General features: G+C 58.9%; 15 protein-coding genes. 6 read left to right on the top strand and 9 right to left on the bottom strand.

The window, feature by feature from the left end; all coding sequences use genetic code 11:
* Position 1: 1 nt before the first annotated feature.
* The 5 genes from argJ to AC1965_RS00555 all read left to right on the top strand — a co-directional run bounded on the left by argJ (position 2) and on the right by AC1965_RS00555 (position 3,679).
* Positions 2–1,228, top strand: coding sequence for a bifunctional glutamate N-acetyltransferase/amino-acid acetyltransferase ArgJ (gene argJ / locus AC1965_RS00575; RefSeq protein WP_483885370.1), 1,227 nt, complete (start codon positions 2–4; stop codon positions 1,226–1,228).
* 7 nt (positions 1,229–1,235) lie between these two features.
* Positions 1,236–1,634, top strand: a complete 399-nt coding sequence (mutT, locus tag AC1965_RS00570) for an 8-oxo-dGTP diphosphatase MutT (RefSeq protein ID WP_483885369.1) — start codon at positions 1,236–1,238, stop codon at positions 1,632–1,634.
* A gap of 87 nt (positions 1,635–1,721) precedes the next feature.
* Entirely contained in the window at positions 1,722–1,889 is a 168-nt protein-coding gene (locus tag AC1965_RS00565) for a hypothetical protein (protein WP_483887094.1), read from the top strand.
* A gap of 69 nt (positions 1,890–1,958) precedes the next feature.
* Positions 1,959–2,876 carry a diacylglycerol/lipid kinase family protein gene (locus AC1965_RS00560; protein WP_483885368.1) on the top strand — a complete coding sequence of 306 codons (918 nt, stop codon included), beginning with the start codon at positions 1,959–1,961 and terminating at the stop codon, positions 2,874–2,876.
* Positions 2,873–3,679, top strand: coding sequence for a metallophosphoesterase family protein (locus AC1965_RS00555; RefSeq protein WP_483885367.1), 807 nt, complete (start codon positions 2,873–2,875; stop codon positions 3,677–3,679). Before AC1965_RS00560 ends, AC1965_RS00555 begins: the two co-directional genes overlap by 4 nt.
* 8 nt (positions 3,680–3,687) lie before the next feature.
* Here AC1965_RS00555 and infB read toward each other — a convergent pair whose 3' ends face one another.
* The 6 genes from infB to pip all read right to left on the bottom strand — a co-directional run bounded on the left by infB (position 3,688) and on the right by pip (position 10,989).
* Entirely contained in the window at positions 3,688–6,165 is a 2,478-nt protein-coding gene (infB, locus tag AC1965_RS00550) for a translation initiation factor IF-2 (protein ID WP_483885366.1), read from the bottom strand.
* Between the two features lie 9 nt (positions 6,166–6,174).
* Positions 6,175–6,795, bottom strand: a complete 621-nt coding sequence (locus AC1965_RS00545) for an RNA-binding protein (RefSeq protein ID WP_483885365.1) — start codon at positions 6,793–6,795, stop codon at positions 6,175–6,177.
* Positions 6,796–6,816: 21 nt separating this feature from the next.
* The gene (nusA, locus tag AC1965_RS00540; RefSeq protein ID WP_483885364.1) at positions 6,817–8,436 is read right to left on the bottom strand and encodes a transcription termination factor NusA; all 1,620 of its coding nucleotides are present in this window, start codon (positions 8,434–8,436) and stop codon (positions 6,817–6,819) included.
* On the bottom strand, positions 8,437–9,015 hold the full coding sequence (gene rimP, locus AC1965_RS00535; protein ID WP_483885363.1) for a ribosome maturation factor RimP: 579 nt from the start codon (positions 9,013–9,015) through the stop codon (positions 8,437–8,439).
* A 139-nt stretch (positions 9,016–9,154) separates the two neighbouring features.
* Positions 9,155–10,021, bottom strand: coding sequence for an ABC transporter substrate-binding protein (locus AC1965_RS00530; protein WP_483885362.1), 867 nt, complete (start codon positions 10,019–10,021; stop codon positions 9,155–9,157).
* Positions 10,018–10,989 (bottom strand): prolyl aminopeptidase, encoded by a 972-nt coding sequence (pip, locus tag AC1965_RS00525; protein WP_483885361.1) that lies wholly within the window; start codon positions 10,987–10,989, stop codon positions 10,018–10,020. Before pip ends, AC1965_RS00530 begins: the two co-directional genes overlap by 4 nt.
* A 48-nt stretch (positions 10,990–11,037) precedes the next feature.
* Here pip and ubiG point away from each other — a divergent pair, with 48 nt between their 5' ends.
* Positions 11,038–11,784 (top strand): bifunctional 2-polyprenyl-6-hydroxyphenol methylase/3-demethylubiquinol 3-O-methyltransferase UbiG, encoded by a 747-nt coding sequence (gene ubiG / locus AC1965_RS00520; protein WP_483885360.1) that lies wholly within the window; start codon positions 11,038–11,040, stop codon positions 11,782–11,784.
* Here the strand turns inward: ubiG and AC1965_RS00515 are convergent.
* The 3 genes from AC1965_RS00515 to grxC are packed head-to-tail and all read right to left on the bottom strand — an operon-like array spanning position 11,781 to position 13,320.
* On the bottom strand, positions 11,781–12,221 hold the full coding sequence (locus AC1965_RS00515; RefSeq protein WP_483885359.1) for a MarR family winged helix-turn-helix transcriptional regulator: 441 nt from the start codon (positions 12,219–12,221) through the stop codon (positions 11,781–11,783). The genes ubiG and AC1965_RS00515 overlap by 4 nt on opposite strands.
* The gene (locus AC1965_RS00510; protein ID WP_483885358.1) at positions 12,218–13,063 is read right to left on the bottom strand and encodes a carbon-nitrogen hydrolase family protein; all 846 of its coding nucleotides are present in this window, start codon (positions 13,061–13,063) and stop codon (positions 12,218–12,220) included. The genes AC1965_RS00515 and AC1965_RS00510 overlap by 4 nt, the downstream gene beginning before the upstream one ends.
* A complete protein-coding gene (gene grxC / locus AC1965_RS00505) occupies positions 13,063–13,320 on the bottom strand; it encodes a glutaredoxin 3 (protein WP_483885357.1) in 258 nt (85 codons plus the stop codon). The genes AC1965_RS00510 and grxC overlap by 1 nt, the downstream gene beginning before the upstream one ends.
* Positions 13,321–13,348: the final 28 nt, after the last annotated feature.

The raw sequence follows: 13,348 nt of genomic DNA, 5'->3' as shown, positions 1-13,348 counted from the left end.
CATGGGAAAATCGCTCGCTGTTTCGCCTCTGGCTCCGGCCGACTTTCCTGAGCTGCCGGTCATCGACGGGGTGACCTTTGCCACCGCAGCGGCCGGTGTGCGCTATCAGGGCCGGACTGATCTGATGCTCGCGCTCTTGGCGCCGGGCAGCAGTGTTGCTGGCGCCTTCACACGCTCCGCAACGCGTGCCGCCCCGGTGCTGGACTGTCAGGCCAAGATCGGCGGCAGTTCGGACGCGGGTGCTGCCATCGTCGTGAATTCCGGCAATGCCAACGCCTTTACCGGGCGCGGCGGTGTCGAAGCGGTCGAAGCGATTACCAAGGCCGTGGCCGATGTCTGCGACATTCCTCAGTCACGTGTCTTTACCTCGTCGACGGGGGTGATTGGCGAACCGCTGCCGCATGATCGCATCACCTCGGCCCTGTCGGATCTGGTGACGAAACTGGACGCTGGCGGCATTGCCGACGCCGCACGCGCCATCATGACAACGGATACCTTTCCCAAAGGCGCGCGCGCTGATGTCACGGTCGATGGCAAAACCGTTTCAATCTCTGGGATCGCCAAAGGATCGGGCATGATCGCGCCGGATATGGCGACGATGCTGGTCTATATCTTTACGGATGCGTTGGTCGAACAATCAGCGCTTCAAGCGATGTTGTCGGCGCATACCGATGCCACGTTCAACTGCATCACCGTCGATAGCGACACATCGACGTCGGATAGTCTGATCATGGCTGCAACCGGCGCATCGGGTGTGGACGCCAGCGAAAGCGATGCCTTTAGCGCCGCCTTGCATGACCTGATGCTGAATCTTGCGCATCAAGTGGTGAAAGACGGCGAGGGTGCGACGAAGTTTGTCGAGGTCGCCGTGACAGGTGCGCTGAACGACAAGGACGCACGGGTACACGCCATGGCAATCGCAAATTCGCCGCTGATCAAAACCGCCATTGCCGGACAAGACCCCAACTGGGGCCGCGTCGTAATGGCGATTGGCAAATCGGGCGCTGCTGCTGATCGTGACCGTCTGTCGATCCGGTTTGGTGATGTAGAGGTGGCCAAAGACGGCTGGCGCAGCCCGGACTATTCCGAAGCGGCAGCGGCGGCGCATATGAAGGGCCAGAACATTGTCATCGGCGTTGATTTGGGGCTGGGCAACGGCGCGGCAACCGTATGGACCTGCGATCTGACTCATGGCTACATCGACATTAATGCCGACTACAGGTCGTGACAGCCACATGAAAATATTGCTCGTTTCGGCCGTCGCCCTGATAGATCCTGACGGCAGGGTGCTGCTGGCGCAGCGCCCTGAAGGCAAATCTATGGCGGGCCTATGGGAATTCCCCGGCGGCAAGGTCGAGGCGGGCGAAACCCCCGAGGCGGCGCTGATCCGCGAACTGCACGAAGAACTGGGCATCGACACATGGGCGTCCTGCCTCGCGCCGCTGACATTTGCCAGCCACAGCTATGACGATTTCCACCTGATGATGCCATTGTTTGCCTGTCGCAAATGGGACGGGACACCGATGTCACGCGAAGGTCAGGCCCTGAAGTGGGTCCGCCCAAATGACATGCGACAATATCCAATGCCCGCCGCTGACGTGCCGCTGATCGCGACGCTCCGTGATTGGCTCTGAGGACCATCACGGTAAACTTGTAGCAATTTCACAAATAGTTAACGCAGCGTGAACAATTGTGTTGGTTTTGGCGGAATGTTGCCTAGAATGAGCTATGTCTTCTGGGAGGAAATGACGTTGCTGCGAACAATTACAATTGGAAGCTGTGTGTCGGTGCAGGGCATTTTTGTCAAAATGATCTCTGACGAGCGTATCGCAGTGCAGGTCGATGGGAAAGTGTTTGAAGGCAAGCCGGTGGGCAGCCGAAGTTTCTGATTTCTTTTCTGATTTCCTGAACTTTTTGCACAACAGCACGTTTGTTCACTGCATCAGGCAGGAACCAACATGTCACATCGTCGCGCCATCGTCATAATCAACCGGGCGTCGGGCAACCAGGACGGTCAGGCCAAGGAAGACGGCATTCAAACCGCATTCGAGGCCCACGGCATCGCCGTCGATTTCGTCCATATCGGACGTCGTACCAGCGTTGCGGCCGCCACCCGAAAAGCATTGGGCATGGGCGAAGGCACGATCTGCGTTGCGGGTGGTGACGGAACAATTTCTGGTGTGACATCGGTGATGGTCTCGCAAAACCGGCCCTTGGGGATCATTCCTCAGGGCACCTTCAATTATTTCGCGCGCTCTCTGGGCATTCCACAGGAAATGGGCGGGGCTGTCGACATCATTGCCGGAGGTCACGATCAAGATATTACCGTCGCTACGATCAACGGTCACACATTTCTCAACAACGCCAGCATCGGGGCCTATCCCGCAATTCTCAAAACGCGCGAAGGTATTTATCGCCGCTGGGGTCGTAGCCGGATTGCTGCCTATTGGTCAGTGATCAAGGCGTTGATTGCATTCCGCACCGCACTTGACCTCAAGCTGGAAGTCGACGGTGAGCAACGGCAACGTCGAACCCCCCTCGTCTTTGCGATCAACAATGCCTTTCAGCTAAGCCAGATGGGACTGGGCGGGCATGACTGTATCGCGGCTGGTAAGATGGTGCTGCTTGTCGCGCCAGATACCTCACGCCTCGGCTTGCTGCGCCACGCCGCTGCCCTTGCATTGGGGATAGCGCGGCCCGAGACTGATTACGAAATGCTCTGCGGTTCCGAAATTATCATTCACATGCGTCGCAAAAAGAGGTCTGTTGCGCGGGATGGCGAGATTTCGACCATGGCAGGGCCATTCCGTCTTGCAAATAGCGCGTCCCCGCTCAAGATTATTGTCCCGAAAGCCGCGGTTCCGGAATTAAGATGAGCCGCCTTGTGCATCTCTCAGACCTGCACTTTGGCAAGGACCGCCCCGATCTTCTGGCCCCACTGCTACAAGCGGTAAATGGGTTTTCCGCTGATCTGGTGATCATTTCCGGCGACCTGACCCAGCGCGCGCGGGAACGCGAATACATTGCCGCGCGGCAGTTCATTGATCAAATCGCAGCACCTGTGCTGTCCGTTCCCGGCAACCACGATATCCCCGTACACCGGCCATTTACACGATTTTTCAGACCCTGGCGTTATTATCGACGGCAGATTTCGCGCGATCTGACGCCGGTTTACCAAGGGGATGATTTCATTGCCGTCGGGATGAACACAGTCGATCGGTTCAAATGGCAAACAGGACGTGTTGGATGGAGAGGGCTGCGGCGCGCTTGCGCGGCCTTCGGCACAGCGACTACCGGTCAATTACGGGTACTGATCACCCATCACCCGCTGGACCATCCGCGAACAACCAAAAAGAAACCCATCCCCGGCGCAAGCCGCGCACTGGGGCAATTGCTGGATTGCGGTACTGATATGATCCTGTCGGGACATTTGCACACCTGGCACGCAGGTACCTTTGCGCACCGCGCACGCACGACGCGCGACAAAACGGCAATTCAACTTCATGCCGGCACCAGCCTGTCATCACGGCAGCGCGGTGAACCAAATGATTTCAATGTAATTGATATTTCATCGGCCCATATCGCAATCACGCGCGTCGGCTTTGACGATGCAAAAGGGCAGTTCGAAAAAGCAGAGGCCCGGCAGTTCGACCGGGCCTCTCAAACTTTCATCGACTGAGTACGAACTTAGCTCAAAGTACGAGTAACTTCTTCGCGCTCGAAAATTTCGATCACATCATCAGGACGAATGTCATCGTAGTTTTCAAAGGCCATACCGCATTCCTGACCGGACTGAACCTCGGGCACTTCGTCCTTGAAGCGCTTGAGTGTTTTCAACGTGCCTTCGTGGATCACGACGTTGTCACGCAGCAGGCGCACACCAGCGCTGCGTCGGGCGATGCCCTCGGTCACCAGACAGCCAGCAACTTTGCCGATGCCGGTAACTTTGAACACTTCCTTGATGGTCGCGTAACCGATGAAGTTTTCCTTGATCTCGTTGCTCAACAGACCGGAAGCGGCGGCTTTCACGTCATCCACAAGGTCATAGATAACCGAGTAGTACCGGATCTCGACGCCCTTTTGGTTGGCTGTGTTCCGTGCGCTGGCATTGGCCCGCACGTTGAAACCCATGATCGGCGCGCCGGAAGCTTCGGCAAGGCCCACATCGGTTTCGGTGATGGCGCCAACACCAGAGTGCAGCACGCGCACGCGCACCTCATCGTTGCCGATCTTCTCCATCGCCTGAACGATCGCTTCGGCAGAACCCTGCACATCGGCCTTGACCAGGATGGGCAGTTCGCTGATGTCTTCGCTCGCCTTGGCGTTTGCCATCAGCTGTTCCAGCGTGGTGGCAGCACCGGCAGCGGCGCGTTTGTCCTTGGCGGCGTTGGCACGGTATTCCGCAATCTCGCGGGCCTGTGCCTCGGTGCTGGTTACGTTCAAAACGTCGCCAGCCTCTGGTGTGCCATTTAGACCAAGAACTTCGACCGGGACCGATGGTCCGGCTTCTTTCACGCGCTCGCCCTGATCGTTGATCAGTGCGCGCACCTTGCCGTATTGTTCACCGACAACAAAGATATCACCCTGACGTAGTGTACCGTTCTGGATCAAAACCGTGGCAACGGGGCCGCGACCCACGTCAAGCTGCGCTTCGATCACAGCACCAACAGCAGCGCGGTTCGGGTTGGCTTTCAGCTCAAGCAGTTCGGACTGCAGTGCAATCGCCTCGAGCAGATCATCCAGACCTTTGCCCGTGGTTGCCGACACTTCGACATCCTGCACTTCGCCAGACATCTTTTCGACGATGACTTCGTGCTGCAACAGATCTGTACGCACCTTATCCGGGTTCGCCGATGGTTTGTCACATTTGTTGATCGCCACAATCATCGGCACGTTGGCCGCTTTTGCGTGGTGGATCGCTTCAATTGTCTGAGGCATCACAGCATCGTCTGCCGCAACAACCAGAACCACGATATCAGTCACCTGTGCCCCACGCGAACGCATGGAGGTAAAGGCCGCGTGGCCCGGCGTATCGAGGAAAGACAATACCGCACCGGTATCGGTGGTCACCTGATAGGCCCCGATGTGCTGCGTGATCCCGCCTGCTTCGCCGGCGACAACCTTGGCGTTGCGAATGGCGTCGAGCAAAGATGTCTTGCCGTGGTCAACGTGACCCATGATGGTGATGACCGGCGGACGGTCGACCAGATCTTTTGGATCGTCTTCGACTTCCTTGATCACATCTTCAACGTCGGCGTCAGAGACGCGCACCACTTTGTGGCCGAATTCTTCGATGATCAGCTCGGCTGTGTCGGCATCGATGACTTCATTCTGCGTCACCATCATGCCGTTGTTCATCAAAGCTTTGACGACAGCACCGATCTTTTCGGCCATCCGTGCGGCCAACTCGGACACAACGATCGCTGGTGGCAGATTTACATTGCGCACGATCTTTTCACGCTCAACCGAACCGCCCATTGCCTTCTGGCGGGCACGTTCCTGTTTGCGTTTCATCTGCGCCATTGACAACTGGCGACCACCTTCGCGGCCAGACAGCGCCTGGTTCAGCGTCAGCTTGCCGGAACGGCGCTGGTCATCGTTGCCTTTGCTGCGCTTGTTGGTGTCCTCGCGGTCACGCTCCGTCTTGCGCGGGGTGGCAGCGGGCAGCGGCTTGTTGCCGGGCGTCCGGGCCACGACAGGCTCGGATGGGGCGGCGGCGGCCACGGCGGCGGCTTCGGCGTCACGCTTGCGGCGCTCATCCTCTTCGGCCTTCGCCTTCAGGCTTTCTTCACGCTCGCGCTCTTCGGCCTCTTTGGCCTCAATCTCAGCCCGGCGGCGCTCGCGGTCTTCAGCGCGCGCTTTTTCCTCGGCTTCACGTGCGGCAGCTTCTTCGGTCTCGCGGGCCTTGGCGGCCTGAACAGCCTTCAGCCGGCGGTCCATCTCGGCATCGGTGATGCCTGCGGGCCGCTTCTTTGGGTCGCCCAAAGATGCTGGGTTGATCGTACCTGTCTTGGCGGCACCAGGCTTTGGCACCACAACGCGCTTGCGCTTGGTTTCGACCACAACGTTTTTGGTCCGCCCATGGCTAAAGCTTTGCTTTACGTTGCCAGGGCGCGAAGGCGCGCCTCGCAGACCCAATGTTTTTTTGCCGTCACTATCGCTCATTTAGCTCGTCTATCCTTTCGGGCGGCCGTTGCCACCCTCGTTTACGCGCACGCCTCTTAGTCGTTGGGCTTCCTCTACAACACGTTGCGTGAGTCCACCAGAGGCGAGCGCCCCATGTATCACAGTTTGACGTCCGAATGCCAAACCCAATTCATCTGAGGTCAACCAGCCAATGTAATGGCCATAATGCGGCGTGCTCAGTTTGCTTTTCCCGCGGCCCGATCCATCAACCGCCTGTATTAGTACTTCGGCCTCTTCAGTCTGCAACCAGCCTTTGACCTTTTCGTATCCCGCAACGGCCTTGCCCGCCTTGCGTTGAAGCGAAATCAGATCGACGACACGCCGCGCCAAAAGCTGCTCGACATCTTCGACCAGGTTCTCAGGCAGCTTGACCGGCTGCTTGGCCGATCGGGAAAAGGCGTTCTTTTTGACCGCCAATTCCAGTGCCGCCCGATCCGCCGCAACATAAATGCCACGACCCGGCAATTTACCCAGAATATCCGGGAAAATCATATCATCCGGGCCAACCACAAAGCGGATCAACCCATACTTAGGCTGCACCTCGCCCGTGGCAATGCACTTGCGATCTGGACCATCTTGTTGGTCATGCGAGGCGCCACCGCGTCCCATAAGCGTCCCCGAGGCCTGCGATCAGGCCTCGGCCTCCTCGCTGGCTTCGTCGTCGTCACCTTCGGCGTCGTCCGTCTCCAGTTCAGATGGATCGACCCAGCCCAGCATTACCCGCGCCGTCATGATCATCGACTGCGCATCTTCAAGGCTCATGTCGAACGGTTCCAGCGTGCCGTCATCCTTGACGCGCTCACCATTCACGGTCGTCCAGCCACCGGCCAGTTCCCAATCGGCGCAGGTTGCGAAATCTTCCAGCGTCTTGACGTCATCTTTGGCCAGCGCCTCAATCATCTGGGGTGTCAGGCCTTCGAATTCAACCAGGCTGTCTTCGACACCCAAGGAACGGGCATTTTCCAACGCCGCCTTGTTCTGCGCTTCCAGAACGTCGCGGGCACGGGCCTGCAACTCGCTGGCGGTATCGTCGTCAACGCCGTCGATAACCAGCAGTTCGTCCACTTCGACGTAGGCCACTTCTTCGAGATTGGAGAAGCCTTCAGACACCAGCAACTGGGCAAAGAATTCGTCCAGATCGAGGTTGTCCATGAACAGCTTGGTGCGCAGTTCAAATTCCGCCTGACGGCGCTGGCTTTCCTGCTCTTCGGTCATGATGTCGATGTCCAGACCGGTAAGCTGGCTGGCCAGACGTACGTTCTGACCGCGACGGCCAATGGCGAGGCTCAGTTGCTCTTCGGGCACAACAACTTCGATTTTGCCCGCTTCTTCGTCGAGAACAACTTTGGAAACCTCGGCAGGTTGCAACGCGTTCACAAGGAAGGTCGGCTGGTCTTCGTTCCATGGAATGATGTCGATCTTTTCACCCTGAAGTTCGTTCACGACGGCCTGCACGCGGCTACCGCGCATACCAACGCAGGCACCAACCGGGTCGATCGAGCTGTCATAGCTGATCACGGCAATCTTGGCGCGCGAACCGGGGTCGCGGGCAACCGCCTTGATCTCGATGATGCCATCATAGATTTCCGGCACTTCCATCTTGAACAGCTCGGCCATGAACTCAGGCGCGGTACGGCTCAGGAAAATCTGCGGGCCGCGCTGCTCGCGGCGCACGTCCTTGATATAGACGCGGATACGGTCATTCGGACGATAGCTTTCGCGGCCAATCTTTTCGTTGCGGCGCAGAATCGCCTCGCCAGCACCCACATCGACGATGACGTTGCCGTACTCTTCACGCTTGACCAGACCATTGATGATCGTACCTGCGCGGTCCTTGAATTCTTCGTACTGGCGGTCACGCTCGGCTTCGCGAACCTTTTGCAGGATCACCTGCTTGGCCGACTGCGCCGCGATCCGGCCCATTTCAACGGGCGGCACTTCTTCGACCAGCTGCTGACCGATCTCGGGCGCGTCCATATGCTGCTTGGCCTGCTCGACGGTGAATTCGGCCTGGTAGTTTTCGAGATCATCATCGGCGACAACCGTACGCACACGGGTAAAGGTGGCGCGGCCTGTCTTGCGGTCGATGCTGACGCGAATGTCCATCTCGGCGCCGTAGCGCGACTTGGCCGCGCGGGCGAGCGACTCTTCCATTGCTTCGATCACCAGCCCGGGATCGATCATCTTTTCCCGTGCAACTGCTTCTGCGGTCTGCAAAAGCTCTAGCTGGTTTGCTGATGTAATGGCCATTTAGGTGTCTCCCTCGACGGACTCTTCAGTCTCGATATCATCAAATTTGGTTTCGTCGATCGCGCCCGATGCTTTGCGCTGGCGCAACATTTCCTTGATCAGATCATCCGTCAGAACCAACTTGGCGTCTGACAGCCATTCGAACTTCAGGCCGATAGTGCCCTCTTCGACGTTGATCAGCACTTCGTCACCCTCGATGCCTGCCAACTCACCCTTGAAGCGGCGGCGGCCTTCGATCAACTCTTCGGTTTCGATCTTGGCCTCGTAGCCTTCGAACATGTCAAAGTCTTTCAACCGCGTCAGAGGGCGGTCGATGCCGGGGCTTGAAACCTCAAGCGTATATTCTTCCAAGATCGGGTCTTCGACATCAAGTGTCGCGCTGATGGCCTGGCTGATCAGGGCCAGTTCGTCGACTTCGATCCCGCCATCTGGCCGGTCGGCCATGATCTGCAAAGTCGTGGATTTACCCGACATCAGACGCACGCGCACCAGTTCAAAGCCAAGATCCTCAATCACCGGAGTGATGATCTCGGCCATGCGGCGGTCAATGGCGGCTTTGGCAATCAGATCGTTTGACATGAATATCCCAAGGTTCGATTAGGCACAAAAAAACGGGCGCGCGGCCCGTGTTCAAGATCGGTGGAGCGTTTGGTGTGGACCCGAACGCGCCGCTGTTGAAAAGGGATATACGCCCACAAAGCCCGATCTGCAACCCCTGTCAGGCAAACCACCACCGCTCTGCCGCGCGCAAGTTGTCCAGGGGGCGCTGGCGGCCTGTCGTCATCGGCATGGCAATGTCACCCGACACAGCATTTATGCCACCCCCGCTATGGGGGAGCACAGCCACATCTCGGCGATCATGCAATGGCGCCTGCGCAGGCAGGTCGGCGGCGTCTATCATATATTCGCCCAGCGCCTGCGCCCGCACCGTATCTGCCGGGATCGACACCAGCTCCACTTCGTCGAACCAGCCGGCGCTACCGTCCTTGTAATGGCTTGCGACACGTTCCGTCAGCACTTGCTGCCCGGCGGAAAAGCGCCGCAAGCGGTAAAGCCCGGTGCCGATCCCCGACAGCGGCGCATGGGCTGGGCGGATCACGAATTGCGGCCCCGACAACAACAGCGGCAGGTCGGGGTTGGCCACCTGCAAACGCACAGTCACCTGCAACCCACCGCGCGCCGATATCTCGGCCCCCGCGCCCAACGCCGATTGCAGGCTCTCCGCCACATCCGCCGCACCAAAGGGGCGGCCATCGTGAAAAGCTACGCCTGGGCGCAGATCAAATTGCCACAGACGCCCATCGGCGGAGCCGTGCCAATCGGTCGCCAGTTCGCCTTTCAAAATGCCGTTCGCCGCCACTTCTGTAAGCGTGTCAAAGATCAGCCCCTGCCGCGCCACCTGCATGAACAGGCCGTCACCGGCACCCCAATCATCCCCGCGCGCCGCTCCCGATAGGGCCAATCGCAACCGCCCACCGCGCCGAGGTGCCGCCATGGCCGAAACGCCCGTCGCCCCCAGGAGAGCCGCCGCGGCACCCGTGGCAAATAGCGCCCGTCGGTCGAGAATGGGATTGCGCCGCGTCATGCCTTGGCCAATTCGTTCATGCAGCGCACCAATTCACCACTGATCCCCGGCTCTGACAGCGCGTGCCCCGCGTTGCGGATCATCTTTAGGTCAGCTTTGGGCCAGCGTTTGGCCAATTCATACGCCCCGGCAGGGGGGCAGATCATGTCATAGCGGCCCTGAACAATGATGCCCGGAATATGCGCAATACGCCCCATATGCTCAAGAATCTGTCCGTCGAATTCAAGAAAGCCCGCATTGCTGAAATAATGATTCTCCAGCCGGGCAAAGGCGCGGGCATAGCCCGCCGGACCGTCGTGTGACCCGCCGGTCGAATGGATCGACGCAAGCGCGTTTTCCCACCCGGCCCAAGCGCGGCCGTATTTCTGCTCAACCGCCAGATCGCCGGAAAACAACCGCCGGTGATAGGCCTCGATCAGATCATCACGCTCGTCTTGTGGGATCAACTCCTCGAACCGGGCCCAGACCTCGGGCCAGAACCGCCCAGCCCCGCCGCCATAAAACCAATCCAGTTCCGATTGCGTCATCAGGAATACACCGCGCAGGATCAGGTGGCGCACCGCCTCTGGATGGCTTTGGGCATAGATCAGGGCCAGCGTTGCACCCCATGACCCGCCGAACACCATCCATTGGTCAATCTTCAGCGTGGTGCGAATCAGCTCGATATCGGCCACCAGATGCCAGGTCGTGTTATCCACCACCGAGGCATGGGGCCGCGACCGCCCACAGCCGCGCTGATCAAACAGGATCACACGGTAAACCGCCGGATCAAAATAGCGCCGCATAGACGGGCTGCACCCGCCGCCGGGGCCACCATGCAAGACTACAACGGGAATGCCATCGGGGTTGCCGCATTGCTCAACATAGACCTGATGGCCCTGCCCAACCGACAGCATCCGCTGATCAAATGGATCAAACGGAGGATAAAGATACTGCGTTGCGCGTTTTTGGTCGGGATACTTGTCCATTGCTGGCCTATATAGTCACTGAACCCAAAAGAGCATAGGGAGATCAGAATGCAAGCGCATCAATCAACGGTGGACCCTGCCGAAGTCGCAAAGTTTGAGGCAATGGCAGCCGAGTGGTGGGATTTGAATGGCAAGTTCAAGCCGCTGCATATGCTCAACCCCTGCCGCTTGGATTACATCACCCGGCAGATTGCCGGTGAATTCGACCGCGATCTGAAATCGCCCGCCCCCTTCGCCGGACTGCGTATCCTCGACATTGGCTGCGGCGGTGGCCTGTTGGCCGAACCAATGGCGCGACTGGGGGCTGAAGTCGTGGGTGCCGATGCCGCCGAGGGCAATATCCCGGTGGCGCGGGTTCATGCCGAACAATCTGGACTGACCATTGATTATCGCCACACCACCGCCGAAGCGATGGCCGAGGCGGGCGAACAATTCGACGCGGTTTTGAACATGGAAGTGGTCGAACATGTGGCCTCGCCCATCAGCTATCTGACCGCGTGCCGCACGTTGCTGAAACCCGGCGGGCTGCACATCTGTTCTACCATCAACCGCAATCCCAAATCGTTTATGATGGCGATTGTCGGGGCTGAACATGTTATGCGCTGGTTGCCCAAAGGCACACATGATTGGTCCAAGTTCATCACCCCCGACGAATTATTCGATCTGCTGCGGCAGGCTGGTCTTGATCCAGTGGATCGCAAGGGGTTCGTGTTTAACCCAATCGCCTGGTCATGGCGCCTGTCAGACCGTGACCTAAGTGTGAACTACGTCACCGCCAGCCTAAAGCCCGCCTAACCCTGGCTAAGCTGGCGCCGCAGGGCACGCAGGATCGGCAAAGTTGCACGGACCTGCGCCTCGCCCAGATCGTCGACGACCGCATTGATCATCGGGGTGATTGCGTTGATAGCGGCATCACGGGCCAATCGGCCAGCAGGGCTGATCGCGACCATCTTTCGCCGGGCATCATCCCAGTCAGGGCGGATATGGACATAGCCAGCCCATTCCAGTTTGCTCAGCGTGTTGGTCATGGCGCCGCGCGTCACGTTGAATGTTTCGGCCAGTTGCGCAGGCGACCGTTCGCCGCCATGCCACGACAGGCTGTTGAGCACGGAAAAATGTGAAATCTCCATGCCACGCGGCAATATCCGTGTCAGGCGGCTGCGCACGGAATGATCCGCTGCCAGCAACTCGCCGAACAGCAGGATCGCAAGGGTGTTCTTGTCGTCATTCATGCGTTTTCCGAATCGGGGGCGTCAAAAGGGCGGCGATTGGCGAGGCTCGGCACCTTGCGGCGCGCGGCATCTCCCTTTTCCATGTCCAGATCGCAAAAGTAAACGCCGGGTGCTGTGCCTGCGTCCAATTCCACCTCGCCCCAGGGGGCCACGATCAGCGAATGACCATAGGTATCGCGGGTCTTGTTCGTAGCGCTGGGGTGGGTGCCGGTCTGCGCGGGGGCCAACACAAAACACCCGGTTTCGATAGCGCGGGCGCGCAGCAGCGTGTGCCAATGCGCCGCGCCTGTGATGGGCGAAAATGCGGCAGGAACCGTCAGGATGCGCGCACCCGCCCCGGCAAGCGCTTGATACAGCATCGGAAAGCGCATGTCATAGCACACTGACATGCCCAACTTGCCAAACGGTGTATCGGCAACGACGGCCTGCGCGCCGGGCCGGTAGCCTGCGGATTCGCGATAAGTCTCTGTCTCGCTGATGTCCACGTCGAACATGTGGATCTTGTCATAGCGTGCCACGATCTCGCCGGCAGGCGAGATCAGGAACGACCGGTTGGCAAATCGCCCATCTGCATCCGTTGTTTTGAGCGCCAGCGATCCAATCAGCAGCCAGATACCGGCCTCGGCTGCCGCGTCGCGCAAGGCATCGAGGGTGATATCATCCTCTTCATGGGCCAGCACGGCACGCTGGTGGCTGCGGCTGGTCGACACGCAATTGGTTACCTCGGGTGTCAGCACAAATTCCGCCCCACCCGACACCGCCTGTTGCAACATATCCAGTGTCAGCGGCAGGTTCGCCACCGGGTCATCGCTCACGTTTAGCTGCAGCAGGGCGGTCTTCATCACGCGCTCAGCAGCGGATCAAGCTTGTTCGCCCGGTCAAGCGCAAAGAGATCATCACACCCCCCGACATGGAAATCACCGATGAAAATCTGCGGCACCGTGCGCCCACCTTCCGCGCGCTGGATCATCTCGGCCTTACGCTCTGGCTGCGCCAACACATCGATTTCGGTAAAGACAACGCCCTTTTGCGTCAGCAGCCGCTTGGCCGCATGGCAGAACCCGCACAAGGGGGAGGTGTAAATTTCGACAGGTTTCATGGTATAGCCTCTTTCAACTGATCTGTTG

Source organism: Sulfitobacter sp. KMM 9851 (genome assembly GCF_057178245.1).
Note: the sequence above shows the minus strand (reverse complement) of the source record. Positions and strands in the feature narration are given on the sequence as shown.